We start from the raw sequence: 26,088 nt of genomic DNA, 5'->3' as shown, positions 1-26,088 counted from the left end.
TCAGGTCTTGGCGCCGACGAGCTCGGCGGTGGAGGCCTTCGGGTCGGCGCCGGCGGCCTCGCACAGTGCGTCGAGGGCAGCGGCGACGGCAGGCACGCGCTGCAGGTCGGGAGTCGTCACGGCGAGGATCTGGCGGCGCGACGCGGGGGAGAGCGGCAGGGTCGCGACCTCGTCGTGCTTGGCGGCGTTGAGGATGAGGTCGGGCACGAGGGCCACGCCCAGCCCGGCCGTGACGAGCCCGAGCTGGGCGACGTAGTCCTCGGTCTCGAACGCCACGTTGGGCCGGAAGCCGGCGGTGTCGGCGAGCGACAGGAGGTGGCCGCGACAGCGGGGGCAGCCGGCGATCCACTCCTCGCCCGAGAAGTCGGCGAGGGAGGCGGCCGCGTCGCCGGCGTGCGGGTGTGTGCCGGGGACGACGAGACGCACCTCGTCGTCCATGAGCCGGCGGGTCACGAGGAGCGAGAGGTCCTCCTCGAGCTCACCGAGGTCGYCACCCTCGTAGGCGAAGGCGACCGCGACGTCGCAGTCGCCGTTGCGCAGGGCCGCGAGCGACTCCGGCGGCTCGGCCTCGGTGAAGGTGACGGTGATGTCGGGGTGGCGGGCCTTGAGGATGGCGAGCGTCCGGGGCACCAGCGTGGCAGACGAGCTGGGGAAGGCCTGGAGGCGAACCCGTCCGGCGCGCAGGCCGGCGATCGCGGTGATCTCCTCCTCGGCCGCGTCGAGGGCGGCGAGGACGCCGACCGCGTGTCGGGCGAGTACCTGACCGGCCTCGGTGAGGCGGACCTGGCGGCCGTAGCGCTCGACGAGGACGGTCCCGGTGCGCTGCTCGAGCCGGCGGACCATCTGCGAGATGGCCGGTTGCGTGAAGCCCAGCGCGTTGGCAGCGCTCGTGAAGCTTCCCTCGTCGGCAATGGCCTTCATGACCCGCAGGCCGGCAGCATCGATCATGTGCTCATCATAACCGATGATTATGGAATCCTGCTGTAGCCGATCGGTCGAGAATGGTGCCGGAGCGGCACGTAGGCTTGCCGGGTGCAGCAGCCGAACGGCATACCCCCGCAGTCGACGGCCGCCGCGGTCACCCCGGCGACGACCCGGCTCTCCACCTCGCGCACCCTGCCGCTCCAGACGCACGACCTCGGCACCTTCGACGACCTCGTCGACCTCGTCAGTGGCGGCGGCGTCGTCGTGCTCTCCGGTGCGGGGCTCTCGACCGAGTCGGGCATCCCCGACTATCGCGGGCCCGACGGGACCCGTCGGGTCGAGCCGATGACGTACGGCGAGTTCGCGGGGTCGAGCGAGGCCCGTCGGCGTTACTGGGCCCGCAGCTACATCGGCTGGCAGCGCTTCAACGCCGCCGCCCCCAACGAGGGGCACCGCGTCGTCACCGACCTGCAACGTGCGGGCTACGTCGGGCCGATCATCACCCAGAACGTCGACGGCCTGCACCAGGCTGCGGGGGCGACGGACGTCATCGAGCTGCACGGGTCCCTCGACCGTGCTGTCTGTCTCACGTGCGGCGAGTACACCTCGCGAATCGGTCTGCACGAGAGGATGACCGAGGCCAACCCCGGCTTCATGGACCGCTTCGAGGAGGCGGCGCACGTGGTGGGCTCGCAGTGGGGTGAGCAGGTGCGGCCCGACGGTGACGTCGTGCTCGCCGACGCGCTCGTCGAGTCCTTCCACGCCCCGCGCTGCCTCGTCTGCGGCCACGACACCGTCAAGCCCGACGTCGTCTTCTTCGGTGAGTCGGTGCCCAAGGCGCTCGTGGAGCAGTGCTTCTCGCTCGTCGAGGGTGCCGGCGCCGTCCTCGTGCTCGGGTCGTCGCTGTCGGTCATGAGCGGCTACCGCTTCGTCCGTCGCGCGCACCAGCGCGACGTGCCCGTCGCGATCGTCACGCGGTCGGCGACGCGCGGCGACGCCGAGGCGACGCTGCGCCTCCACGCGCCTCTCGGCCCGACGCTGACGGAGCTGCGCGATGCCCTCGGGCACTGAACTGCCTTGGTATGCCGCCCTCCCGGAGTCCGGGGACGGCTCGTCCGTCCGCTGGACGTCCGGCGCGTTCGAGGCCGAGCTGCGCGAGTGGGTCGGTGGAGTCCTGGGCGGTCTCGGCATCGACCTCGTGTCGCTCGACGCGGTGCACCAACGCCCCTGGTCGACGGTGTGGCGCGGTGTCACATCCGACGGCGCCACCTACTGGGCCAAGCAGAACTGCGCGCACCAGTCGTTCGAAGCGGCCCTGCTCGTCGTGCTCGACCGCCTGTCGCCGCACCGGGTCGTCCCGGTCGTCGCGGCCGACGTCGAGCGCGGCCTGCACCTCGTGCCCGACCAAGGACCGGTCTTCGCCCTGACGGTCGCGGACGACGACGTCGACGCCTGGTGCCGGGTCGCCGCCGAGGCGATGCACCTCCAGCGCGAGCTCGTCGGCCACGAGGCGGACCTCCTCGGCGCGGGCATCACGGCCCTGCCTCCGGCCGAGTCGGCGGCCTACGTCGAGGCGAGGGTCGCGTCCCTGACGGCCCTGGCCCCGGACGACCCGCGCCGCATGGCCGACGACGTCGCGCACCGGTTGCGTGCGCTGCTGCCGGCGGTCACGGCGTGGGCCGACGACGTGGGGAGTCTCGGCCTGCGGGAGAGCCTCGTGCACAACGACCTCCACGCCAGCAACGTCTTCGCGACGGCGCACGGGATGCGCTTCTTCGACTTCGGTGACGCCGTGCTCGCCCACCCGCTGTCCGCGCTCTTCGTCCCGCTCAACGTGCTGCTCCACCGCTTCGGCGCCACCCCGGACGACCCTCGGCTGAGGCGGGTGGCGGACGCCGCGCTCGAGGTCTGGGGCGACGTCGTCCCGGTCGCTGCACTGCGCTCGGCCCTGCCGTCCGCGCTGCGGCTCGGGCGGCTCGGGCGCGCCGAGTCGTGGCTCCGGGTCACCGCGACCCTGACGCCGGAGGAGGCGGTCGAGCACGGCGACGCCGGCACGTGGTGGCTCGGTGCTCTCGGTGACGAACCGCCGCTGTCCTGAAGGCTATTCGGCCACGGACCGAGCCGAACGCGCCTCGGCGCCATCGGCCTCGCGCAGGTCCCACAGCTCCTTGGTCTGCACGCCCCAGTAGGCGGCGAAGAGCACGATGATGATGACCTCGGCGATGAGGATCAGGTGGTCGAAGCCGCGCACCGTCAGGGCCGTCAGCACCGTCGCCCCCAGGGCGAAGGCCAGGGCGACCGCGATCGCGATGTAGATGCGCTTGTAGAGCGTTCCGCTCGCGCCGGTGCCACCGGTGGTGCCTTGGTGGCGCTCCTCGGCGCGCAGGGCGCTGAAGACCATGACGGCGATCACCCCGGCCACCATGGTGCCCGCGGCGATGCCGTGGCTCAGCGCGATGAACCGGTCGCGCAGCACGAGGAAGAGGGTGAGCTCCGCGAGCAGCACCAGACCGCAGACGGCCGAGACGACCATCGAGCGCACCGTAGGCCGGTCGGACGGGGCGCGCGTCATCGCGCCGCGCTTGAGCCAGGCGGCCACGAGGGCCGCGAGGACGGCGACGACGACGAGAGACCAGATGTTGTTGCGCACGGCCGCGGCGATCTCGGCCGGGGTCTGGGTGTACGCGTTCGGCCCGCACCGCCCGTCCGGCACCGTCGGGACCATGGCGACGACGAAGGCCATGAAGCCCGAGAAGTTGAGCAGCACGTCCTCCTCGGGCGAGTGCCCCTTGTAGGCGATGAGGCTGGCCCCGAGCGCGCACAGCGAGCCGACGAAGACGGTCCGCGCCGGCGTGTAGTAGTACGCGCTGATCGAGCCGAGCCAGCACGAGTGGTCGGTCTCCCACCACCACTGGTAGCCCACCGAGAGGAGCAGCATGAGGAGCAGGGCGATCATTGCGCCGCGCAGGTAGCGGTAGGTGAAGACGACGTCGCGGGTGCGGCCGGGTGCCATGGCGGTCTCCTTCGCAGGACTCACGAGTCAGAGTCTCGCGCCGTCGCGTCCGATACGCCTCCCGGACGCGACGATGCCGCCGGCGCGAGGGGCGCCGACGGCATCCGTCGTCGGGTGGGGGAGCGGCGCGTCGTCAGAGCCGGCGCAGGACCGCCGTGACCTTGCCGAGGATCGTCGCGTGGTCGCCGTCGATGGGCGAGAAGTCAGGGTTGTGCGGCATGAGCCACACGTGCCCGTCGGTGCGCTTGAACGTCTTGACCGTCGCCTCGTTGTCGAGCATCGCGGCCACGACGTCGCCGTTCTCGGCGTGCTGCTGCTGGCGCACGACGACCCAGTCGCCGTCGCAGATGGCGGCCTCGACCATCGAGTCGCCGGTGACCTTGAGTAGGAAGAGATCGCCCTCGCCCACGAGCTGCTTGGGCAGCGGGAAGACGTCCTCGACGACCTCCTCGGCCGTGATCGGCACGCCGGCGGCGATCTGGCCGAGCACCGGGACATAGGAGGCCTCGGGGCGCGCGTCGCCCGAGTCGGTCTCGGTGTCGTAGTGGTCGCCCCGTGGACGTGGCACGGTCGGGTCGCCTCCGCGGTAGCCGAGCTCCTCGGCCTTCGCGTCGGGAGAGACGACCTCGAGGGCCCGCGGCCGGTTCGGGTCGCGTCGCAGGTAGCCCTTGGCGACGAGGGCGTTGAGCTGGTGGGAGACGCTCGAAGGGCTGGCGAGGCCGACGGCGTCGCCGATCTCGCGCATGCTCGGCGGGTAGCCGCGCCGGTCGACGGAGTTGCGGATGACCTCGAGCACCCGCCGCTGGCGGACGGTGAGACCGTCGCCGGTCTCGCGATCGGGAAGCTCGGTCACGCCCATGGTGTCCCCTTCGTCGGCTCGTCAGTCCGCGTCGTGACGCTGGGTGTGGGGCCAGTGTCAGTGGTGGCTGGTGAGGTCTGTGGTGTGAGGAAAGACTACGCAGTTCGAACACAGTTGCCAAACACCTGTTCGATGCGTGTCTCGACTTCATCGAACATACGTGCTACAACTCGTACAGACGTTCTATCGAACACGTGTTCGCCAGATCAGGAGCAAGGGGAGGTCACCATGAGCGCCATCGTCCTCGAGGCCGTTCGTCAGCCGCACACCGAGGAGCCCGCGCGGTCGCAGCCGACCGGTCGGCCCCGTCTCGTCCTCGTCCCCACCGGGCCGGAGGCCGCTCGTGCGGCGCGTGCCGCGAGGCCGCCGATGCGCCTGACGCGTTTCGGTCGCCTCGTCGTGACGCTCCTCGTCGCGGGCGTCGTCTCCCTCCTCGGCGTCGGACTCGCCGGTCAGCTCGCGTCGGCCACGGGCGAGCCGCGCACGATCACGGTCCGGTCCGGCCAGACCCTGTCGGGCATCGCCGCCCGCGAGCTGCCTGAGCTCACCACGGCCGAGGGTGTCGTCGAGTTGCAGATCGCCAACGCGCTCAGCACCAGCTCGGTCCACGCCGGCCAGCAGCTCGTCGTCCCGGGTCGCTGACCCGGGGCCTCCTGGGCCGGCCGAGGACGTATGCCGTGTGTCCGGCTGCGCCCGTCCCGGCCCTTCCGATCCGCCGCGTTGGCTCCACCTTCAGCGGCTGGCGGTAGCGGCGCTTCGACCCCGCCGTTCCTGCCCCGGACGCCGCATCCCTGACCGGGGTGCGGCGTCCTGCTGTGCCCGCAGCTGCCGTTCCCGACCCCTGTGGATGACGGGCTCGAGTCCTCGGGCGCCTTGCCTAGCGTGGCTGTCCTCGGAAGGGAGCAGGGGATGCGCTACGACGTGGACACCGACGCGCTGCGCGAGGACGCCGCCTCGGTCGGCGAGGTGCTGGCGCGGGTGCGGCGGCTGAGGATCGCCGACGAGCTGCGGCCACTCGGTGGGGCGATCCCCGGTGGTCGTGTCGCCGGCGGCCTCGGCCAGGTCGCTGCGGCGTGGGAGGCGCGGCTGGCCGGGACCCGCTGGGAGCTGCGCGAGCTGGGCCGCTGCCTCGCCACGGCCGCCGACACCTATGACGCCGTCGAGCACGCGTCTCGGCAGGCCCTGCGGTCGTCGTCATCCGGCGGCACCCGATGAGACCTGGTGTGGCGGGTGCCGGTGCTCCGCTGACCATGACCGTCGCCGATGTCCGGGCCTGCCGGCCGCAGTCCCTGCTCGAGGTGGGCCGGCGCCTCGAGGAGCACCGCCTCCGGGTCCTCGGACTCGCGGAGCTCGTGCTGTGGCGTCGCGCCGCCGCGCCGCGCTGGTCGGGCGCGGCCTCCTCGGCGGCCGCCGACCGCTACGGCCTCGTCGTCGCCGGCCTCGGACGGCTCGCGGGGAGCATCGCGGTGACCGGTCACGCGGTCGGGCACGCCGCGGCACGTCTGCAGTCGGCGCTCGAGCTCGTCGGTCGCGCCGACCGTCGAGCCGCCGACGAGGGCGCCTGGGTCGACGGCGAGGGTCGGCTCTTCCTTCCCGTCCGCGCGTCGCTCGGTGACCCTGCAGGCGAGGCGCACCGGGCACGGCTCGACGAGCTGTTGAGGGTCGAGGTGCACGCCTGTCTGGCGCGGGCCCGACAGGCCGCGAGCCAGACCGACGACGAGCTGTGGAGAGGGCTGCTGACCGCTGCCCGTGGCGCGACGGCGTCTCCGGGGACTGCCGGGCAGCTGGACCCGCAGCTGCCACCTCCGCCGGCGGGGCCCTCGACGAGTGCCGGGGTCGGCGGTCAGGTGTTCGCCTCCGCCGCCTGGTGGCGGTCCCTGACCGACGAGGAGCGACGCCGCGCCATCCGTGAGCGTCCGGACTGGGTGGGTCCTCGCGACGGGGTGCCGGCCGCCGCTCGCCACGAGGCCAACCTCGTCCTGCTCGGCCGAGCGGAGCAGGCTGCCTGGACCCGCGAGCAGGAGGCGCAGCGGGCGGCGTCTGCGAGCAATGCCGCCGAGCGCACCCGTTCGGCCGAGCACGTGGCGGCCCTGCAGGCGGTGCGCGACGTGCTCGGGCGTCGCGACGGTGGACCCCGACGTCTGCTCCTCGTCGACGCGAACGGACCCGACGTCAAGGCGGTCGTCGCGATCGGCGACGTCGACCGGGCCGAGCACGTCGTCACGTTCGTCGGCGGCCTGTCGACCATGGTCGGGGCCGATCTCCGGCGCTACGACGACACCTTCGTGCGGATGCGTTCGGAGGCCAAGGCGGTGGCGCGTGGTGAGGACGTCGCACTCGTGACGTGGATGGGCTACGACGCGCCGCAGGTCCACGAGATCGTCACGTCGGTCGACCGGAACGTCCTCAACGGCAAGCTCGCCCGCGACAACGCCGGCGCGCTGGCCGACTTCGTGACCGGTGTCGAGGCCTCCCGTCACCGTCCGGCTCACCAGACGGTCTGGGCCCACTCCTACGGCGGCACTCTCGCCGGCCAGGCCTCGCTCCGCACGAGTGCGATCGACGATGTCGCCGTCTTCGGTGCGCCCGGCCTGCCGTTCTCGGACGTGGCGCACACCGCCCTCAAACCCGGCTCCCTCAACGTCCTCGGCGCGGTCGGGGACGACGTGTTCGCCTACGGCTGGATGGTGCACGGCACGGCGCCGGCGGACGTCGTGGGCGCGAGCCGGCTCTCGACCTTCGCGCTCAAGCAGACCGGGACCGGCTGCAACCACTGGCTCCACCCGCGATCGGACTTCGTCGACGTCCGTCGCACCTCCGCCGGTCACTCCGACTACCTCCGGGCCGGCACCGACAGTGCGCGCAACCTCGTCGCAGTGGCGGCCGGTCGTCCCGACCTGCGGGTCTTCCAGGGCGTCGACGAGAGGGCGTGCACGACGACCGGACCGAGCCTTGGGACCGACCCCCTGCGCTGGCCGAGGCTCGTCCCGTGACCTCGTTCGACGACGGCCCGACCCGTCCGTTCGACGGTCTGGTCGGGTCCGCCCGACGCGACCGCCTCGTCGCGTGGGCGTGTGGGTGGCTCGCGGTGCTCCAGGCGCTGCCCTACGTCGCGGTCGGCTGGATCACCGACGGCGGGACGGCTGCCGGCGACGGTGCCCTGGACGCGTTGTCACCCAGCGCGCTGCTGGGCGTCGTCGCCTTCGGCGTCGTCCTGGCGGTGGCGCTGTCCCGGCCCGGGATGCAACCACTCGTCGACGCAGGCGTGGAGGTCGACGATACGGGCGGTCCCCTCCTTCCGACGCGCCCGACAGGCCCGACGCGCCTGACGTGCCCGACGTGGACGACCGGGTCCGTCGTACCGCGGTTGCGGTGGGCCGCCTTCGCGGCTCTGGCCGAGGCGGCGACCGTCGCCGGAGCGGCCCTGCTCGTGAGCGCCGAGAGCTCAGGAGCCTTCTCCGTCGGGGACGCTCTCGACGACGGTTCCGCCCTCGGGGCCTACGTCGCCACGGTCGTGCAGGTGCTGCTCATGGATGTCAGGGCACCGACAGCGTTCGTCGTCGCGCTCGTCGTCCTCGCRCGGGCGCGACGTCCGGTCAGTCGCGGCGGGGACCGTCGTGCTCGTCCTGACGGGGGAGCTCGGCCGGCAGCTCGAACCACACGTCCGTCCCCGGACCGTCCACCGAGCTGATCCCGATCGACCCACCGTGGGCCTCGATGATGCGCTTGACCGTGGCCAGGCCGATGCCGCTGCCGTCGACGGACGTCTCGACGCGGTTGAAGAGGCCGAAGACCCGCTCACGGTCGGCGGCCGAGATGCCGATCCCGTTGTCGCGCACCGAGAGACGCCACGAGCCGTCGACCCGCACCGCCGAGATCTCGACGACGGGCGCGATGCCGGGGCGGGCGTACTTCACCGCGTTGGACACGAGGTTGAGCAGCACCGAGTAGAGCTGCTGCCCGTCTGCGGGCAGGGTCGGCAGCGCCCCTGTCGTGACGGTCGCCGACCGGGCGGTGAGCGTCGGGTCGAGGTCCTCGAGCACCGAGGAGAGCACGTCGTCGAGGTCGGTGTCGCTGCGGTGCAGCTCGGCTCCGACGCGGGCGTGGGCGAGGATCTGCTCGATCATCCCGGCCATCCGCGTGGCGGAGCGAAAGGCCGTGGCGACGAGGCGTTCGGACCACTCGTCCTCGGCGACCGCGGGCTGCTGACCGAGCATCTCGGTGCTCGCCATGATCGCGGTGAGCGGCGTGCGCAGGTCGTGGCTCACCTGTCCGGCGAAGACCGACAGGRCCTCGTTCGACCGGTGGAGCTCGTCCCTCGTCTCGGTGAGGGCCGCGAGCGAGTCCTCCAGCTCGCGGGTGCGCAGGCGCAGCTCGAGGACGTCGACGACGCGCTCGGCGATGGCGACGAGGGCCTCCTCCTGTGCTTCGTCGAGCGCGCGTGGCTGGGAGTCGAAGACGCACAGGCGACCGATGATGACGCCGTCCGGCGTGGTCAGTGGCGCTGACGCATAGAAACGGACGGTCCCGAGGATGCCCGTCACGAAAGGGTTCTCGCGGAACCGGGCGTCGAGGCTGGCATCGGGCACGACGACGCGGTCGGTGTGCTCGAGCACTGCTGCGCACATCGAGTCCTCGCGGGCACAGATGGCGGCGGCGAAGCCGGTGGTGGCGATCTGCTGCTGGTGGGTCGCGGTGATGAGGTTGATCGCAGCCCGGGGGACGGCGCACACCTGCGCCGCGATGTCGACGAGGGCCTGCAGCTCGCGCTCGGGAGCGTTGCCGAGCACGTCATAGCCCGCCAGCGCGTCCTCGCGTCGCTGGGCCGGGTCGAGGACGTCCGCTGATGATGTCCGGTTTGTCACGATAGGAAGCCTCTGTCATGACGGCGTGCGGGGCAAGCACCCGGGCCTGACGCGTCACGTCCCGCCTCCACCGACACGCTCGGCAGCGAGACGGGGAACGCCCTGCTCGACGTGCTCACCGCCGTCCACCATCCGACCCGCCGCTGGCTGTGCGAGCTGCTGGCCGTCGAGGGCCCCGCGACCGTCGGTCAGCTGGCACGGCGCACCGGCCTGGCGGTCGGATCGGTGAGCCACCACCTCGGCACGCTGCACCGTTACGGCTTCGTCGAGCCGGCGCCCGAGCTGGCCCGGGGCATCCGGGAGAGCTGGTAGCGCAGTCGTCCCGGACAGCTCTCGTGGGACACGACCGACAACGGCGAGGGGACCGTCGCGCGGCGGATCGCCTCGACGGCCGAGGCCGAGAACTTCGGCACCACGTGCGCGCGGTCCAGCGGTGGCTCGCGGAGGGCGAGTCGGCACCGGCCGAGGTGCGGCACGCGTCGGTGGCGACCGAGACCCGGGCAACCGCCACTGTCGACCAGATGGGCGAGCTGAGCCGTCGGCTCACTGCGCTCGTCGTCGAGAGCGACGAGTGCCGCGCCGACGTGGAGGTCCACCCTGACGCCGAGCGTCTGCCGGTCCGGGTCTCGGCGCGCGTCTTGCCGAGCGGACCGGTGAAGCCGTGAGGGCCGGCCCCGGGCCGGCGAGGGGCGGGGCGTCCCCACCCGCCACCGACCCGTCCCTGATCGGTGAGGCACCGCCGATGTCGGTGCTCTGCCTGTGGTTCGCGACCCAGCCCGGCGTCGCGCGGCTGCGCTGAGCGACGGGCGCGTGCACGGCCCCCGGAACGTCCCTCCTCGTCTTCGTCGAATGCCTACCCGCGCGCTCCGAGGAGGGCTACCGTCGAAGGGCCGGCCCGCGAGTGGGCCACGAGGTGGGAGGCACTTCATGAGCCTGAAGGACTCGCTCTGCGCCGTCGAGCTCTTCTGCGAGCTGCCCGACGAACTCGTCGAAGAGGTGATCGCGCGCGGATCCACGGTGAAGGTGGGCCCCGGCGTCCCCGTCGTCAAGCAGGGCGACCGCGGCGCCGGCATGGTGATGCTGCTCGAGGGGACGGCCGACGTCGACGTCGACGGCCGAGGAGTCGGCTCGCTGTCGAAGGGTGACTACTTCGGTGAGATGTCGCTCATCGACGGGTCGGGGCGCACGGCCACGGTCACGAGTGGCCCCGAGGGACTCAGTGCCTTCCGGCTCTCGCCCGCCGCGTTCACCGACCTCATCGACCAGCACCCGCACACCGCCGTCCTGCTGCTGAAGGGGCTCGTCACCCGCGTGCGCCAGCTCGAGGTGCAGCTCGGCGAGGCCGCGGCCCGCTGACCGGCGGCGCCACCCGACCCCGCGCACCGGGCCGGCTCTGACGGCCCGGGTGCCCGGAGGGGCCCGATCGTCGCGGTCGCGGCCGGGCGGCATACCCTCGTGGACCCGTAGATGGGGGAGTGGGTGGCGCGGGCCACCCCTAGATGTTGGGGATGGATGCTTCGCGACACGCCGGGACGCCTGGGACTGGAGTGACGTTTGTGCAGGTCAGGGACGCGCCGCGCCGGACCTCGCTCACGTGCTTGCGATCGGGGTCACACCATGCCTACAGTTACCCCTACATCTAGTAGTTACGCAGATGTAAGACGTCCACATGTAGTCCCCAGGCAAACGGGGGTTACGCACAGGTCATCCCCACGTCATCCCCAGCCCCGACCGGTCCCACGAACACCGGGCGGGGGTTGGGACGGGCTCGGGACGGCATACGGGACGGCTTGGAACCGTTGAACGACTGGGTCTCGGGGAAGGGAAGGTGACCAGACGTGCACTGTCCGTTCTGTCGCCACACCGACTCGCGGGTCATCGACTCGCGCACCACCGACGACGGCGCCTGCATCAGGCGTCGGCGCCAGTGCCCCGAGTGCAACCGCCGCTTCACGACGCTCGAGACCTCGAGCCTCAACGTGATCAAGCGGTCGGGGGCCTCCGAGCCGTTCAGCCGGGCCAAGGTCCTCTCAGGCGTGCGCAAGTCATGCCAGGGGCGGCCCGTCAGCGAGGACGACCTGGCCCTTCTCGCCCAGAAGGTCGAGGAGGCGATCCGGTCGCAGGGAAACGCCGAGATCGAGGCGCACGAGGTCGGCATGGCCGTCCTCGAACCGCTCCGCGAGCTCGACGAGGTCGCGTACCTCAGGTTCGCCAGCGTCTACCAGGCCTGGGAGAGCCTCGAGGACTTCGAGGGAGCCATCGCGCTCCTTCGAGCCGAGCACGACGCGCTGGGGGAGGAGCCCACGGCTCCGTCCCGGCTCGACGTCCAGCGGTAACCACCCTCCACAGCACGTCCGGGACACCCGCCCTGTCGGTGCCCCACGCAACACTTGAAACCAGCAGCAGATTCGGTCAGGGAGGCCGCACGACATGACGGAGATCGGTAACCGCAGCTCACGCTCGAAGGCAGGCGCCAAGGGCGTCAAGATCGAGCGCATCTACACCACGCCCGGTGTGCACCCGTACGACGAGGTCACGTGGGAGAAGCGCGACGTCGTCCAGCAGAACTGGAAGACGGGCGAGACGATCTTCGAGCAGCGCGGGGTCGAGTTCCCCGACTTCTGGTCGGTCAACGCCAGCACCATCGTCACCACCAAGTACTTCCGCGGCGCCGTCGGCACCGCCGCCCGTGAGGTCTCGCTCAAGCAGCTCATCGACCGCGTCGTGCTGACCTACGTCGCCGCCGGCAAGAGCAACGGCTACTTCGCCTCGCCCGACGACGCCGAGATCTTCGAGCACGAGCTGACCCACGCCCTGCTGCACCAGGTCTTCTCGTTCAACTCGCCCGTGTGGTTCAACGTCGGCACCAAGAGCCCGCAGCAGGTCTCGGCCTGCTTCATCCTCGCCGTCGACGACTCGATGGACTCGATCCTCAACTGGTACAAGGAGGAGGGGAAGATCTTCCAGGGCGGCTCCGGCGCCGGCCTCAACCTCTCCCGCATCCGCTCCTCCAAGGAGCTGCTCTCCTCCGGGGGCACGGCCTCCGGTCCCGTCTCCTTCATGCGCGGCGCCGACGCGTCCGCCGGCACCATCAAGTCGGGCGGCGCGACGCGTCGTGCGGCCAAGATGGTCGTCCTCGACGTCGACCACCCCGACATCGAGGAGTTCGTCGAGACGAAGGCGCGCGAGGAGGACAAGATCCGCGCCCTGCGCGACGCCGGCTTCGACATGGACCTCGGCGGCAAGGACATCGTCTCCGTCCAGTACCAGAACGCCAACAACTCGGTCCGCGTCAACGACGAGTTCATGAAGGCTGTCGAGGACGGCACGGAGTTCGGGCTGCGCTCGCGCAGCGACGGCTCCGTCATCGACACCGTCGACGCCCGTGAGCTCTTCGGCAAGATCGCCAAGGCCGCGTGGGAGTGCGCCGACCCGGGCATCCAGTACGACGACACGATCAACGCGTGGCACACCAACCCCGAGACGGGCCGCATCACCGCGTCAAACCCGTGCTCCGAGTACATGTCGCTCGACAACAGCTCGTGCAACCTCGCCTCGCTCAACCTGCTGAAGTTCCTGCGCGACGACGACACGTTCGACGCCGTCACCTTCCAGAAGGTCGTCGAGCTCGTCATCACGGCGATGGACATCTCGATCTGCTTCGCGGACTTCCCGACCGAGCCGATCGGCGAGACGACGCGCAACTACCGCCAGCTCGGCATCGGCTACGCCAACCTCGGTGCGCTCCTCATGGCAACCGGCCACGGCTACGACTCCGAGGGTGGCCGCGCGCTCGCCGCCTCAATCACCTCGCTGCTCACGGGTGCCGCCTACAAGCGTTCCGCCGAGATGGCCTCGGTCGTCGGCGCCTACGCCGGCTACGCCCGCAACGCGGACGCCCACAAGCGGGTCATGCGCAAGCACCAGGCCGCCAACGACAACATCAAGACGCTCGACGCGATGGACTCCGACGTCCACAAGCTCGCGACGAAGGCGTGGGACGACGTCGTCAAGCTCGGTGAGAAGCACGGCTACCGCAACGCCCAGGCGTCGGTGCTGGCCCCGACCGGCACCATCGGCTTCATGATGGACTGCGACACGACCGGCATCGAGCCGGACTTCTCGCTCGTGAAGTTCAAGAAGCTCGTCGGTGGCGGCTCGATGCAGATCGTCAACCTGACGATCCCGCGGGCGCTGCGCAAGATGGGCTACACCGGCGAGACGGTCGAGGCGATCGTCGAGTACATCGCCGACAAGGGTCACGTCATCGACGCCCCCGGCCTCAAGCCCGAGCACTACGAGGTCTTCGACACCGCCATGGGTGCGCGCTCGATCTCGGCCATGGGCCACGTGCGCATGATGGCCGCGACGCAGCCGTTCCTCTCCGGTGCCATCTCCAAGACGGTCAACCTGCCGGAGACGGCGACGGTCGAGGAGATCCAGGACGTCTACATGCAGGGCTGGAAGCTCGGCATCAAGGCGCTCGCCATCTACCGCGACAACTGCAAGGTCGGTCAGCCGCTGTCCGACGGTGGCTCGACGGCCAAGGACAACAAGGCCGCCGCCGAGGCTGCTGCCGCCGAGGTCAAGGTCGAGAAGGTCATCGAGTACCGCCCGGTCCGTCGCCGCCTGCCCAAGCGCCGCACCTCGCAGACGACGTCGTTCGCCGTCGGTGGGGCCGAGGGCTACCTCACGGCCGGCACGTACGACGACCAGCAGCTCGGCGAGATCTTCCTCAAGTTCGGCAAGCAGGGCTCCACCCTGGCCGGCGTGATGGACGCCTTCTCGATCGCCGTGTCCATCGGTCTCCAGTACGGCGTGCCGCTCGAGACGTTCGTGGAGAAGTTCACGAACCTCCGCTTCGAGCCGGCCGGCCTGACGGACGACCCGGACGTGCGCATGGCGCAGTCGATCATGGACTACGTCTTCCGCCGCCTCGCGCTGGACTACCTCGACTTCGACACCCGCTCCTTCATGGGCATCCACACGGCGTCGGAGCGGGCGCGCCAGGTCGAGACCGGCTCCTACGAGGCCCTCGAGTCCGACGAGTCCGACGAGGACCTCGAGGACGAGCTCGAGTCGCTCCAGCAGTCGGCCCCGGTCTCCAAGAAGGCCGAGCACAAGGCCGAGGAGGCCCACGCCGAGTCTCCGGCCGCGGCCGCCGAGGTGAAGTCCGGTGCGGGCGCTGCCTCCGCCCGCGAGATCTCCAGCGACGTGCACAGCTCGGCCGAGCTGCTCGAGAAGTTCGGCGGCATCACCGCCGACGCGCCGATCTGCATGACGTGCGGCACGAAGATGCGCCCGGCCGGCTCCTGCTACGTCTGCGAGGGTTGCGGAAGCACCAGCGGCTGCAGCTGATGATGCAGCTGACGTAGCTGGTCCGACCACGAGCGGCCAGCGACCCCGGCCCGGCCTCCCTTGGAGGCCGGGCCGCGGCTGTTCAGCAAATCGAGCGGCAAGCGCAGCCGGAACTGAACCGGGAGCCCGGGTCCAGTCCGTCGTACACGGATCCGGAGCACCTGCCGCGGCCCGTCGCCGCCGGCCCCCGGCGACAAACGAGTCGAAGTCTCCCAAACAAGGTCACGGGGACGCAGGCCCCGGACCTCCCCGGGGACACGTCGGGCTGGTGGGGGCGCAGCAGATCGCGCCGAACGGGGAAATGGCCCCTCAGTTTCGTTGACGCGCATCGCCGTTGGGGAAAAACTGGAGGGCACGAGGAAGGGGTTCGACGATGGCGTGGAATCTGACCGGTAGCTACGTGGAGACCTGTTCGTGCGAGCTGATGTGTCCGTGCAACCTCTCCCTCGATCACGGCGCAACCTACGACTTCTGTCGGGTGACCCTCGCCTTCTCCATCAGCGAGGGCCAGGTCGAGGGCACTGACATCAGCGGGCGGAGGGTCGTGCTGATCGCCGACACCCCGAAGGTGATGACCCAGGGCAACTGGCGGCTCGGGGTCTACGTCGATGATGACGCCAGCGACGAGCAGTTCGACCAGCTGGTCAAGGTCTTCGGCGGCCAGCTGGGTGGGCCGATGGGTGCTCTGGCGCCCTTGGTGGGGGAGGTCGTGGGGGTCGAGCGCGCCACCATCGACATCTCGGACGACGGGCTGCTGCACCGTGTGCGGGTGGGGGACTCGATCGACTTCGAGATCGAGGACATCGTCCCGTTCGGCGTCGAGACAGGAGAGCCGGTGCGTTTCCACGGAATGTTCCACCCGGTCGGTTCCGACCTGACGATGGCCGAGGCACGCCGCACCCGCATCAACGCGTTCGGGATCTCGTACGAGGGCAAGACGGGCCTGTCGACGTCCACGTTCGCCTGGGCCGCCTGACCTCGATGCGCGCGCCGGCCGAGCCGGGGGGTGACGCGGCGGGTCCGGGTCCGGCGATCGCCGCGATGCGCACGCGCATGGGTCTGGTTGTCGCGCTCTTCGCCCTCGCCGCGCTCGGCTGGCTGCTGACTGCGCGTGAGATGCGCGGGATGGATGCCGGACCGTGGACGAGTCTGGGCAACCTCGGCTGGTTCCTGGGCATCTGGGTGGTCATGATGGCGGCGATGATGTTGCCTTCCGTGGCACCCACGGTCGCCTTGTACTCCCGTCTCACCAGGACCAGTGCGCCGCTGTCACCCTGGATGTTCGCCGCGGGGTACCTGCTGACCTGGGCCGTCGCGGGGGTCATCGCGTACGCCATCGGGGTGATCGTCGGTGCCATCTTCGGGGATGCACTCGCGTGGGACAACGCCGGGCGGGCCGTCGCGGGCGTCACTCTGGTGGTCGCCGCCGTGTACGAGCTCACCCCCCTCAAGGACGTGTGTCTCGGCGCGTGCCGCAGCCCCCTTGGTGCGCTTCTTGGCTCGTGGCGCGGTGGCATGAGCGGGGCCCTGAGGATGGGGGTTCGCAACGGGGCCTGGTGTGTCGGATGCTGCTGGGCGCTGATGGCTTCCCTCTTCGCGCTGGGTGTCATGAGCCTCACGTGGATGGCTCTCGTCGCGGGCATCATCGCCCTCGAGAAGCTGCTCCCGTGGCGGCGCGTCGTCACGTACGCGACGGCCGCGCTCCTGCTCGTCCTCGGCCTGCTGCTGTTGTCCGCCCCGAATGCGCTCCCGGGACTGACCACTCCGTCGGGCATGACGATGTCGGTCGGCCTGCCTCGATGACATGGCCTGACCCGGCATGGCTACCGGAGCCGTGGCTCGCGTGGGGCCGGGTTCAGGGGGCGTGCGGCTCCACGAGCCCGCTCTCGTAGGCCATCACGACGAGCTGGGTGCGGTCTCGGGCTCCGAGCTTCATGAGGAGCCGGCTCACGTGGGTCTTGGCCGTCGCCGGGGTCACGAAGAGCTCGGTGCCGATCTCGTGGTTGGACAGGCCCCTGGCGACGAGCAGGAGAACCTCCCGCTCGCGCTCCGTCAGCGCATCCAGGGTCGCGGGCGGGTCGGGTCGTCCGACCACGTCGGCCGGCTCTCGCCGGACGAACTCCTCGATGAGCAGGCGCGTCACCGTGGGCGCCAGCAGCGACTCACCACGCGCGATGACTCGGATCCCGTCGAGCAGCTGGGCCGGCGGCGTGTCCTTCAGCAGGAAGCCGCTGGCTCCCGCGCGCAGGGCTCCGAAGACGTACTCGTCGAGGTCGAAGGTCGTCAGGACGAGCACGCGTGTGGACAGGCCGAGGGCGGCGATGGCGCCTGTCGCCGCGAGTCCGTCCATCACCGGCATCCGGATGTCCATGAGCACGACGTCCGGCTCGAGCTCGCGCGCGAGCGCGACCGCCTCGGCACCGTTCTCGCCCTCACCCACGACCTCGAGGTCGGGCGCGGAGCCCACCAGCACGCAGAACGCTCCTCGCACGAGGGCCTGGTCGTCCACCACGACGACGCGCACCGGCGCACTCACGGCGTCTGCACCGCATACGGCAGCGTGGCGTGCACCCGGAACCCGCCTCCGGGCCTCGGGCCGGCCTCGAAGCTCCCGCCGTAGAGCTCCACCCGCTCCCGCATGCCCACCAGTCCCTGGCCGGCGCCCGGGGCGACACCGACGTCCGACTCCGGGACGTCCCCACGGCGCGGACGCCTGGCTGGTCCCTCGTCGAGCACCTCGAGGTCGACCGTCTCCTCTGAGCAGGCGATGTGGACGTGAGCGACGGGTCCGCCGTGCTTGAGGACGTTCGTCAGCGCCTCCTGCACGACGCGGTATGCCGCGAGGTCCAGGCCGGCGGGCAGGCTCGCCCCGTCGCCGGTCGAGCTGACGGTGACCCCGACACCGGTCCGGCGCGTCTCGGCCACGAGCCGAGGGATGTCGGCGAGCCCGGGCATGGGGTGCATCGCGGTCTCACCGTCCTGGCGGAGCACCCCGAGCATCCGACGCATCTCGGTGAGCGCACCACGGCTGGTCGACTCGATGACCGCCAGGGCGTCTCGAGCTGCCGTCGGGTCGGTGGCGATGACGTGGCTCCCGACACCCGCCTGGACCGCGATCACCGACATCGAATGAGCCACGACGTCGTGCAGCTCGCGGGCGATCCGAAGCCGCTCCGCCGTCACGGCCGCGCGGTCCCGGTCCTCCCGCTCGCGCTCGAGCAGGCGGGCTCGCTCTTCGATCGCCGCCCACCGGAGGCGTCGCTGGCGCAGGTTGTCGCCGGCCAGCCACGCGACCGCTGTCGCGAGCAGGGTCGAGATGACGTCGCTCGGGGAGACCACGCCTGCGGGTTGGGCGGCGATGGCCAGACAGAAGGCCCCCACGGTCGCGCCGAGCGCCAGGAGCGAGTCGCGGCGTCGACCGTGCAGCGCGAGTCCGAACAGCAGAGCGAAGGCGCTGACCCCGGGGTAGGGGGCGTAGTGCAGCAGCGAGAAGGCCACCAGGGCCACGAGCGTCACGGTGAGGGCGAGCCACGGGGCTCGGCGGTGCACGGCGTACGGCGCCGTCATGAGGATGCCCAGCACCCAGGCCCACGCGTCCACCGGCCGCTGCCCTGCGCGGACGGCCACGCCGAACGACAGGACGAGCAGGACGAAGAGGCCGAGCGCGACGAGAGCGTCGGCGACCCGTGGGTCCAGCCGCCGCGGGCGTCGCCGCCAACGCGTGTCCATACCTGAAGGGTAGGGAGCGCGGGCCTCCGTGGGATCGGCTTCGGGGCGTACGCCCCCGGAGGTATGCCGTCTCGTGGGCGACCGATGACCCCACCCCCAGGCGCACGCGGAGGCTCGGCCGCACGGCCGACGACCCAGGACCCCGTGGAGCCGGATCGTTGGTCTCAGCCAAACCGGCCCGACACAGGAGCTCAGCACCATGCCAACACTCTCGTTCCACCAGCTCACGAAGCACTACGGTCCCGTCACCGTCCTCGACGGCTTCACGGCGACAGCCCTTCCCGGCCGAGTCACCGCGTTCCTCGGCGTCAACGGGGCAGGGAAGACGACGAGCATGCGGATCATGCTCGGTCTCGCCGACCCGACCAGCGGGGAAGCGACGATCGACGGCGTCCGCTACGCCGACCTGCCCCATCCGACTCGCGTCGTCGGCGCGGTCCTGGACCAGGGATTCCACCCGAACCGCTCTGCCCGCAACCACATCCGCCTGACCGCGAGGCAGGCGGGGGTTCCCACCGACACGGCAGACGATCTCCTCCACCGCTTCGGTCTCGGGGCCGCGGCCGGTCGCCGGGTCGGTGGCTTCTCGCTCGGCATGCGTCAGCGGCTCGCCCTGGCCTCGGCGCTCGTGGGCGACCCGTCAGTGCTCGTCCTCGACGAGCCGCTCAACGGCCTCGACCCGGACGGCATCCGCGAGATGCGCCGCTTCCTGCGGTCCTTCGCGGATGCCGGCGGCACCGTCTTCCTGTCGAGCCACCTGCTCAGCGAGGTCGCGGCGGTCGCTGACGACCTCGTCGTGATCCACCGTGGCACCCTCGCCGCCGCCGGCCCGGTCCGCGACATCGTCACCGACGACACCGACCTCGAGTCGGTCTTCCACGACCTCATCCACTCCACCGACACCCAGGAAGTCTGGTCATGAGAACCCTTGTCTCCCTTGAGCTCTACAAGCTTCGCACCACCCCCGCTGCGTGGGTGAGCCTCGGCATCACCCTCGTGCTCGGAATGGCCTCCGTCGCCGCCAACGCACTCGTCCCCAGTCCCGGGGGACCGGCCTTCGGGTCGACGGACCACGTCAACCACACGCTCTCCGTGTCGGCGCTCACCTCGATGGTGATGCTGGCCATCGGGGTGCTCGTCGTCGCTGGCGAGTACCGACACCGCACCATCATGCAGACCTTCCTCGGCGAGCCCCGCCGGGCCCGGGTGCTCGCGGCCAAGGCCGTCACCGTCCTCGGGCTCGGAGCACTCCTGGGCGCCGGCACCTTCGGCATCGCCTACGCGGAGGCCGTGATCATCTACGGCGCCCGCGGGGTGCACTCGCTGCCGATCGACGTGGCCCAGCTCTGGATCGGCGCCACGGTGGCCTCCGCCCTCTACGGCCTCGTCGGCGTCGCACTCGGGGCACTGACCCGCAACACGGTCGCTGCCATCGTCGGGGCGATCACCTGGGTCATGATCATCGAGGTCGGCATCCTCGCCAGCGCCCTCCCCGAGGTCGCCCAGTGGCTCCCCGCGGGGGCTGCCATCGCCCTGACCAGCGTCGGCACGGCAGCGCACGGGATGCTGAGCCCGACGACTGCTGCCCTCGTGCTCACCGGTTGGGCGGGTCCACACCGGACCCGAGACGTGGTCGCCTGCCGGGTGGCGGTGCTGGGCCCGAGCCTCACTGGCCGTCGAGCAGCCGCAGCAGCGACTCGGCCTCCTCGTCGCAGGCTGCGCACCCTCGCAGGTGGGCGGCCATCGCCTCGTCCCGGTAGGTGGGGTCGTGCACCAGCGCCTCGGCGTAGCTGTCCACCCGATCGAAGCACTCGTCGCACGAGAGCCAAGGGGTCGTGTCCTGCAGCAGCGCGCTGACGTTGCGTGGTGTCAGGGCGGCCGAGTCGGGGCGAGGTGTGGTGCTCATGGAGTGCCTGCCGTGGGGGTGGGGGAGATGCGTGAGCTGGCGTCGGAGGGGGCCGGATTCGGTGGGTTTGCCGGGTGGACGGGCAGGTAGCCGTTCGTGGTGAGCTCCGTCCGCAGGCGGACCCGTAGGTCGTGCAGCGTCTTGTAGAGGGCTCCTCGGTTGGTGCCCAGGCGCTCGGCAAGAACGTCGATCGGGATGCCGTCGACGAGGAGGGCGATCGCGATGCGCCGCTGGTAGGGCGAGAGAACGCCACGCATCGCAGCGGCCACGGCCGCCGCGAGGTCGTTTCCCTCCGCATACAGCTCGGGGTCCTCGTGCCGCGGCGCGCTCGGCACGTCGAGGTCACGGAGCTCCACCTCACGGTGCTGCCACTGCAGCCGCCGGACCTCGGTCGCCGCCTGGAGGATGGCGAACTTGAAGGCCCACGTCGTGAAGCGGCTCCGCCCCTCGAAGGTGTGCAGCTTGGCCAGCAGCGCTGTCATGGCCTCGTCGGCCGCCTGGTTGACGATGACGTCGACCGCCGACGGGGAAGGATCGGGCAGCGCGGGACGCATGCGCCACACCTGGTGCGCGGCGGCCCGGAGCATCAGCGCATGCAGCTCTCGCAGGGCCGAGGCCTGTTCGGGTCCTCCACCGGTGAGCGCCGCCACCCAGTCCATCGGGCCCGGGACATCCGACGGTGGTGACGACACCGAGGTGTTCGAGCGCTGCTCGTCCCTGCTCACGGCGGTCATCGGCCCACCTGCGGCGCATCGAGGCCGTCGAGGCCGTCGAGCGGGGACAGGATGCGTGCCGCGAGATCCGGCGGGCAGCCGGCGTCCACGAGCTCGAGCAGCGCGTGCAGGTCGACCCGCTGCCGGGCCAGGTCACGAGCGAGCAGGGCCGGGAAGCCCGCCTCGCGTAGCCGGCACCTGCGCCACTCGACGACGTCGAGCGGTGGTCCGGCGGACTGGCAGGGGACCGCGGTGGCCGGGGTGTGGGTCTGGTGCGGGGTCATGCCCTGTTGGCGGTGTGCAGCGTCGCCGGTCTTACCGGTCGGGGACAGCGCGGTAAGACCGATGACGCGTGGACGCACTAACACCCCGTCAGCGTCCCACCCGGCCGCCTCGATGTCGCGGAGCAGCCCGGAGGGCACCGAGCCACCAGTCCAGGAGGACACGCATGGTCACCATCGGCAGTCCCAGCACCACCCGCCGGGTCGAGCACCCCGCACGTCCGGACAGGAGTGACCCCACCTACCAGGCGTATGCCGTGCTGCGCGCGGCCTTCGTCGTCGCCCCGGTCGTCTTCGGTCTCGACAAGTTCACCAACCTCCTCGTGCACTGGGACCAGTACCTGGCCCCCGTGCTGTCCCGGCCGCTGCCGGTCACACCGCACCAGGCGATGTATGCCGTCGGCGTCGTCGAGGTGGTGGCTGGCCTCGTCGTCGCCCTCCACCCGCGTCTCGGCGCCATCGTCGTGGCCGCGTGGCTCGGCGGCATCATCCTCAACCTGCTGCTCCTCCCCGGCTTCTACGACGTGGCCCTGCGCGACCTCGGCCTGCTGTCGGCGGCCGTCGCCCTCCAGCGGCTCGCCACGCGCTTCGACCCGCGCCCCGTGCTGTGGCCGGTCCGGCGGGGCTGACCATGAGCACGGCGTTCGTGCTGACCGGGGGCGGGAGCCTCGGCGCGGTGCAGGTCGGGATGCTCCTGGCCCTGCGCGACTGCAAGATCGAGCCCGACCTGCTCGTCGGCACGTCCGTCGGCGCCGTCAACGCGGCCTACCTCGCCGGACCCGGGAGCACGCGGGACAGACTGGAGGCCCTCGTGGGCCTCTGGCAACGGATGCGTCGCCAGGACATCTTCGCCCCGGACCCGCTTCGGTGGCTCGGGGCCGCACGCGGGACCCAATCGTCGCTGTTCGCCGGCACCGGCCTCGAGCGCCTCCTGCAGAGCAACCTCGGCTACGACGGCCTCGACGACGCACGGGTCCCGGTCGAGGTCACGGCCACCGATCTCGTGACCGGTCAGGGCATCGTGATGGGCACGGGTGCAGCCGTCAGCGCCGTCCGGGCCAGCGCTGCCGTCCCGGGACTGCTCCCACCCGTGGTGCGTGCGGGCAGGACCCTCGTCGACGGCGCCATCGGCGAGCTGGACGTGCTGGCCCACACGGCGGCGCACGGCGTCACGGACATCTATCTGCTGCCCGCCGGCTACCCGTGCGCGGGAGCAGGTCCGACGACCGCGCTCGGCTCGGTCCTGACGGCGCTGAGCCTGCTGCTGCACCGCCAGCTCATGGCGCAGGTCCGCGGCTACGACGGCGGTGCGCGGCTGCACGTCCTGCCCCCGCTGTGCCCCCTGTCGGTGTCACCCGCCGACTTCAGCCAGACGACCGCTCTCGTGGCGCGGGCCCACGAGAGCACCCGCCGTTGGTTGCGTTCGGCCTCGTCCCGTCCCCGGGGCGACGCGGGCGTCCTGGCCCTCCACGACCATGACGGGCTCCGCGCCCGGGAAGGAACGAGCGCATGAGCCCGTCACCGGAACAGGCTGGACGTCGTGATCGCGCCCGAAGGCACTGGGCGGGAACCGGTGCCGTCACCGAACCGGACCTGGCGCATGCGACCTCCGGAGCCCGAATCCTGCTGGAGGCACTGGGAATCGACCTGGACAACGAGTCACTGGCGCGCACACCGGAACGCATGGCCGCATCGCTCGCCGAGCTGATGAGCCCACGACCGTTCCAGATGACGACGTTCCCCAACGACGGCGGCTACGACGAGCTGATCGTCGCGAGGGGCATCCCGGTGCGGTCCCTCTGCGAGCACCACATGCTCCCGTTCGTCGGGACCGCGCACATCGGCTACCTCCCGGGCGGGCGCATCCTCGGTCTGTCAAAGCTGGCTCGGGTGCTCGAGCACTTCTCGTCGCGTCCCCAGGTGCAGGAGCGACTGACCGTCCAGGTCGCCGACTGGCTGTGCGCCCAGCTCAGCCCGGTCGGGGTCGGCGTGGTCGTCGAGGCCGAGCACCTCTGCATGACGCTGCGCGGCGTGCAGGCCCCGGGCACCACGACCATCACCTCGAGCCTGCTCGGCGCCCTCCGGGACGACTCACGCTCGCGGGCGGAGTTCCTCGCCCTGACGCAGGCATCCCGCTGAGGCGTCGGCCGCGTCGGCCGCGGCGGAGGCGTCTGCGGTGTCGGCGGCGTCCGCCGGGCTCGTCGGACATCCAGCACGTCCTCGACGCGAGGGGTGGTTGGCAGGACAATCGAAGGCATGTCCCGTCTCTGGACGGTGACGAGTCGCCTACCGCTGACGAGCATTCTCGTCGTCGCCACCCTCGCGCTGTCGGTGTGGACCCGGTCCCTCTGGGACCCGCTCCTCGATCGGCCGCTGAACGACTCCGTGAGCTACGGACTGCCCGCGTTCGAGCAGGGCTCCTGGTCCACCGTGCTGACCGGTGCCTTCTTCGCGGCGCGCCCGTTCCAGTACGTCCCGATCCTGCTGGGGCTCATCGTGTTCGGGGGCTTCGCGGAGTGGCGCCTGGGCTCGCTCCGCTACGCGGTGGCGCTCGTGTCCTGCCACGTCGTGGCCGTCCTGGGTGCCGCCGGTCTGCTGTGGCTGACCCGTGACCACGGCTACGCGTGGACGACGCACCTCGCAGCAGTGCGTGACGCGGGGCCGTCCGCCGGTTTCCTCGGCGCGGCGGCCGCAGCGTCGGTCACGCTGTCACCCCCGTGGCGTGGCCGGGTCCGGGCGTTGCTCGGCGCCTACGTCGTGCTCTTCGTCATCCACATGGGCGCACTCGCGGACCTCGAGCACGTGCTGGGGGTGGGTTTCGGCCTGCTCCTCGGACCGACTCTCATGGGCGGCGCGCCGTCGCTCACCTTCCGCCACCTGACGCGACGAGACTTCCGCCTGCTCGCGTCCGGCTTCTTCGTCATCGCCGCGGTCGAGGTCGCGCTACGCCCCTTCACCACCGAGGACGGCCCGTTCGCGGTCACCATGAGCCCGGAGGCCCGCGCCGCGGAGCTCGCCGACACGGACCTGCTGCTCGGCGTCCTCCAGATCGTCCTCTGGCTGTGGCTCGCCCGGTCGCTCTACAAGGGGCGACGACTGGCCTGGCGCTGGGCCGTGGGGCTCCTGCTCGTCGTCATGGTCATCCAGGTCCTGAACCTCGGGTACATGATGGCGGTGGGCGAGCAGGGACTCCTCGCTGCGGGCTGGGAGCTCTTCGGCAACGGGCTCGGCCTGTCCGTGTGCCTCGTGGGTCGCCATGCGTTCCGCAACCCGTCGCCCCGCCGCGCTCGCCGCACCAGCGGCAGCATCGTCGCTCCCGCCGACGACGACCAGCGCTCACGGGCCACGCACCTGCTGCGGCAGCAGGGCACGGTCAACCGTCTCGCGTGGATGACGACCTGGCCGGAGAACCGCTGGTTCACGCCGGCCTCCGTGTCGGGATACGTCGCGTACCGCGTGCACGCCGGCGTCGCGGTCGGGTTGTGCGACCCCGTGGCCTCGGCCGAGGAGGACCGGTCCATGCTGCTCGGCGCCTTCGCGAACGCCGTGCACGCCCAGGGGTTGGTGCCGTGCCTCTTCACCGTGACGGGAGAAGCCTCTCGACATGCGCGCGCGCAGGGATGGCACTCCCTCCAGGTGGCGGAAGAGGCCTGGGTCGACCTGCCCACGCTGGACTTCGTCGGCAAGGCATGGCAGGACGTGCGCACCGCCCTGAACCAGGCGGCCAAGCTCGGCATCGGCTTCCGGCTCGGCCCACTCAGGGACATGCCCCGCGGCATACAGATGCAGGTCAAGGCGATCTCGTCCGAATGGGTCGAGGACAAGGGGCTGCCCGAGATGGGCTTCACCCTCGGTGGCGTGGATGAAGCCCTCGACCCTCACGTCCGAGTCGGCCTGGCGATCGACGCTGACGCCACGGTCCACGGGGTCACGTCGTGGATGCCGTTCCACGCGAGCGGGGGTGGGGACCCCGCCGGCTGGACGCTGGACGTCATGCGGCGCCTGCCCGGAGGCTTCCGCTACTCCATGGAGTTCCTCATCGCCTCGGCCTGTCTCGCCTTCAAGGAGGAGGGCTGCGCCCTCGTCTCCCTCTCGGGTGCGCCGTTGGCCCGGACTCGGCCCTCTGCAGGAGACGAGTCCCTGGACCGGGGCACGCTCGACGTCTTCCTCGACCGACTCGGCGAGTCCTTGGAGCCGTACTACGGCTTCAGGTCCCTGCATGCCTTCAAGTCGAAGTTCCAACCGAGGCACGAACCGCTCTATCTCGTCTTCCCGGACGAGGCCGCGCTCCCGCGCATCGGGCTGGCCCTGAGCCGCGCGTACCTGCCGGATGCCGGGATGCGAGAGCTCGTGGCCCTGGCCCGTTCGGGTCGGCAGTGAACCAAGGGGCGCGCGTCCGGGCCGGTCACGAAACGGATGCGCCGGCCACGACCTCTGCGG

27 protein-coding genes are annotated in these 26,088 nt (G+C 71.2%); 19 read left to right on the top strand and 8 right to left on the bottom strand.

Annotated elements, in window-relative coordinates:
* Positions 1-948 carry a LysR family transcriptional regulator gene (locus AB4Y83_RS07630; RefSeq protein ID WP_442296476.1) on the bottom strand — a complete coding sequence of 316 codons (948 nt, stop codon included), beginning with the start codon at positions 946-948 and terminating at the stop codon, positions 1-3.
* 84 nt (positions 949-1,032) lie between these two features.
* On the opposite strand from AB4Y83_RS07630, the gene AB4Y83_RS07625 reads away from it, so the two are divergent.
* Together AB4Y83_RS07625 and AB4Y83_RS07620 are read left to right on the top strand one after the other, a co-directional pair.
* Positions 1,033-1,995: a Sir2 family NAD-dependent protein deacetylase gene (locus tag AB4Y83_RS07625; RefSeq protein ID WP_442296475.1), complete on the top strand. Its 963-nt coding sequence runs from the start codon at positions 1,033-1,035 to the stop codon at positions 1,993-1,995.
* Positions 1,979-3,022, top strand: coding sequence for a phosphotransferase (locus tag AB4Y83_RS07620; protein WP_442296474.1), 1,044 nt, complete (start codon positions 1,979-1,981; stop codon positions 3,020-3,022). The genes AB4Y83_RS07625 and AB4Y83_RS07620 overlap by 17 nt, the downstream gene beginning before the upstream one ends.
* A 3-nt stretch (positions 3,023-3,025) precedes the next feature.
* Here AB4Y83_RS07620 and AB4Y83_RS07615 read toward each other — a convergent pair whose 3' ends face one another.
* Together AB4Y83_RS07615 and lexA are read right to left on the bottom strand one after the other, a co-directional pair.
* Positions 3,026-3,961, bottom strand: coding sequence for a hypothetical protein (locus AB4Y83_RS07615; protein ID WP_442296473.1), 936 nt, complete (start codon positions 3,959-3,961; stop codon positions 3,026-3,028).
* 109 nt (positions 3,962-4,070) lie between these two features.
* Positions 4,071-4,796: a transcriptional repressor LexA gene (gene lexA, locus AB4Y83_RS07610; protein WP_256795411.1), complete on the bottom strand. Its 726-nt coding sequence runs from the start codon at positions 4,794-4,796 to the stop codon at positions 4,071-4,073.
* Between the two features lie 228 nt (positions 4,797-5,024).
* Here lexA and AB4Y83_RS07605 point away from each other — a divergent pair, with 228 nt between their 5' ends.
* From AB4Y83_RS07605 to AB4Y83_RS07590, 4 genes are all read left to right on the top strand, one after another.
* Positions 5,025-5,438 (top strand): LysM peptidoglycan-binding domain-containing protein, encoded by a 414-nt coding sequence (locus tag AB4Y83_RS07605; RefSeq protein WP_442275511.1) that lies wholly within the window; start codon positions 5,025-5,027, stop codon positions 5,436-5,438.
* Between the two features lie 267 nt (positions 5,439-5,705).
* On the top strand, positions 5,706-6,011 hold the full coding sequence (locus AB4Y83_RS07600; protein WP_442275510.1) for a hypothetical protein: 306 nt from the start codon (positions 5,706-5,708) through the stop codon (positions 6,009-6,011).
* 35 nt (positions 6,012-6,046) lie between these two features.
* The gene (locus tag AB4Y83_RS07595; protein ID WP_442275509.1) at positions 6,047-7,789 is read left to right on the top strand and encodes an alpha/beta hydrolase; all 1,743 of its coding nucleotides are present in this window, start codon (positions 6,047-6,049) and stop codon (positions 7,787-7,789) included.
* Complete coding sequence (locus tag AB4Y83_RS07590) at positions 7,786-8,487, top strand: hypothetical protein (protein ID WP_442275508.1); 702 nt, start codon at positions 7,786-7,788, stop codon at positions 8,485-8,487. Before AB4Y83_RS07595 ends, AB4Y83_RS07590 begins: the two co-directional genes overlap by 4 nt.
* Here the strand turns inward: AB4Y83_RS07590 and AB4Y83_RS07585 are convergent.
* Positions 8,393-9,661 (bottom strand): sensor histidine kinase, encoded by a 1,269-nt coding sequence (locus AB4Y83_RS07585; RefSeq protein WP_442296472.1) that lies wholly within the window; start codon positions 9,659-9,661, stop codon positions 8,393-8,395. The two genes, AB4Y83_RS07590 and AB4Y83_RS07585, sit on opposite strands and share 95 nt — an antisense overlap.
* A 111-nt stretch (positions 9,662-9,772) precedes the next feature.
* On the opposite strand from AB4Y83_RS07585, the gene AB4Y83_RS07580 reads away from it, so the two are divergent.
* The 7 genes from AB4Y83_RS07580 (at position 9,773) to AB4Y83_RS07550 (ending at position 16,822) form a co-directional block, all read left to right on the top strand.
* Positions 9,773-9,973, top strand: a complete 201-nt coding sequence (locus AB4Y83_RS07580; protein WP_442296471.1) for an ArsR/SmtB family transcription factor — start codon at positions 9,773-9,775, stop codon at positions 9,971-9,973.
* Between the two features lie 104 nt (positions 9,974-10,077).
* Entirely contained in the window at positions 10,078-10,326 is a 249-nt protein-coding gene (locus AB4Y83_RS07575) for a hypothetical protein (protein WP_442296470.1), read from the top strand.
* A 262-nt stretch (positions 10,327-10,588) separates the two neighbouring features.
* Entirely contained in the window at positions 10,589-11,017 is a 429-nt protein-coding gene (locus tag AB4Y83_RS07570; protein ID WP_442275504.1) for a Crp/Fnr family transcriptional regulator, read from the top strand.
* A gap of 482 nt (positions 11,018-11,499) precedes the next feature.
* Entirely contained in the window at positions 11,500-11,997 is a 498-nt protein-coding gene (gene nrdR / locus AB4Y83_RS07565; RefSeq protein WP_056776057.1) for a transcriptional regulator NrdR, read from the top strand.
* 94 nt (positions 11,998-12,091) lie between these two features.
* Positions 12,092-15,019, top strand: a complete 2,928-nt coding sequence (locus tag AB4Y83_RS07560) for a vitamin B12-dependent ribonucleotide reductase (RefSeq protein ID WP_442275503.1) — start codon at positions 12,092-12,094, stop codon at positions 15,017-15,019.
* Positions 15,020-15,392: 373 nt separating this feature from the next.
* On the top strand, positions 15,393-15,995 hold the full coding sequence (locus AB4Y83_RS07555; RefSeq protein WP_442275502.1) for a DUF1326 domain-containing protein: 603 nt from the start codon (positions 15,393-15,395) through the stop codon (positions 15,993-15,995).
* Between the two features lie 5 nt (positions 15,996-16,000).
* Positions 16,001-16,822 carry a DUF2182 domain-containing protein gene (locus AB4Y83_RS07550; protein ID WP_442296469.1) on the top strand — a complete coding sequence of 274 codons (822 nt, stop codon included), beginning with the start codon at positions 16,001-16,003 and terminating at the stop codon, positions 16,820-16,822.
* A gap of 52 nt (positions 16,823-16,874) precedes the next feature.
* On the opposite strand, the gene AB4Y83_RS07545 is transcribed toward AB4Y83_RS07550, so the two are convergent.
* On the bottom strand, positions 16,875-17,555 hold the full coding sequence (locus AB4Y83_RS07545; RefSeq protein ID WP_442296468.1) for a response regulator: 681 nt from the start codon (positions 17,553-17,555) through the stop codon (positions 16,875-16,877).
* Positions 17,552-18,748 carry a sensor histidine kinase gene (locus AB4Y83_RS07540; protein WP_442275499.1) on the bottom strand — a complete coding sequence of 399 codons (1,197 nt, stop codon included), beginning with the start codon at positions 18,746-18,748 and terminating at the stop codon, positions 17,552-17,554. Before AB4Y83_RS07540 ends, AB4Y83_RS07545 begins: the two co-directional genes overlap by 4 nt.
* 199 nt (positions 18,749-18,947) lie before the next feature.
* On the opposite strand from AB4Y83_RS07540, the gene AB4Y83_RS07535 reads away from it, so the two are divergent.
* Both AB4Y83_RS07535 and AB4Y83_RS07530 read left to right on the top strand, forming a co-directional pair.
* A complete protein-coding gene (locus tag AB4Y83_RS07535; RefSeq protein ID WP_056776077.1) occupies positions 18,948-19,670 on the top strand; it encodes an ABC transporter ATP-binding protein in 723 nt (240 codons plus the stop codon).
* Positions 19,667-20,605 carry an ABC transporter permease gene (locus AB4Y83_RS07530; protein ID WP_442296467.1) on the top strand — a complete coding sequence of 313 codons (939 nt, stop codon included), beginning with the start codon at positions 19,667-19,669 and terminating at the stop codon, positions 20,603-20,605. Before AB4Y83_RS07535 ends, AB4Y83_RS07530 begins: the two co-directional genes overlap by 4 nt.
* Positions 20,606-20,650: 45 nt before the next feature.
* Here AB4Y83_RS07530 and AB4Y83_RS07525 read toward each other — a convergent pair whose 3' ends face one another.
* Both AB4Y83_RS07525 and AB4Y83_RS07520 read right to left on the bottom strand, forming a co-directional pair.
* Positions 20,651-21,388: an RNA polymerase sigma factor gene (locus tag AB4Y83_RS07525; protein ID WP_442296466.1), complete on the bottom strand. Its 738-nt coding sequence runs from the start codon at positions 21,386-21,388 to the stop codon at positions 20,651-20,653.
* Complete coding sequence (locus AB4Y83_RS07520) at positions 21,385-21,813, bottom strand: hypothetical protein (RefSeq protein ID WP_442296465.1); 429 nt, start codon at positions 21,811-21,813, stop codon at positions 21,385-21,387. The genes AB4Y83_RS07525 and AB4Y83_RS07520 overlap by 4 nt, the downstream gene beginning before the upstream one ends.
* A 2-nt stretch (positions 21,814-21,815) precedes the next feature.
* Between AB4Y83_RS07520 and AB4Y83_RS07515 the strand changes: the two genes are divergently transcribed.
* From AB4Y83_RS07515 to AB4Y83_RS07500, 4 genes are all read left to right on the top strand, one after another.
* Positions 21,816-22,277, top strand: a complete 462-nt coding sequence (locus AB4Y83_RS07515; RefSeq protein ID WP_442296464.1) for a hypothetical protein — start codon at positions 21,816-21,818, stop codon at positions 22,275-22,277.
* Between the two features lie 2 nt (positions 22,278-22,279).
* Entirely contained in the window at positions 22,280-23,161 is an 882-nt protein-coding gene (locus tag AB4Y83_RS07510) for a patatin-like phospholipase family protein (protein WP_442296463.1), read from the top strand.
* Between the two features lie 80 nt (positions 23,162-23,241).
* Positions 23,242-23,787 (top strand): GTP cyclohydrolase I, encoded by a 546-nt coding sequence (gene folE / locus AB4Y83_RS07505; RefSeq protein WP_442296594.1) that lies wholly within the window; start codon positions 23,242-23,244, stop codon positions 23,785-23,787.
* A 117-nt stretch (positions 23,788-23,904) separates the two neighbouring features.
* Positions 23,905-26,028, top strand: a complete 2,124-nt coding sequence (locus AB4Y83_RS07500) for a bifunctional lysylphosphatidylglycerol flippase/synthetase MprF (protein WP_442296462.1) — start codon at positions 23,905-23,907, stop codon at positions 26,026-26,028.
* Positions 26,029-26,088 lie beyond the last annotated feature (60 nt).

This window comes from Terrabacter sp. RAF57, assembly GCF_052113925.1.
Classification (GTDB): domain Bacteria; phylum Actinomycetota; class Actinomycetes; order Actinomycetales; family Dermatophilaceae; genus Terrabacter.
Note: the sequence above shows the minus strand (reverse complement) of the source record. Positions and strands in the feature narration are given on the sequence as shown.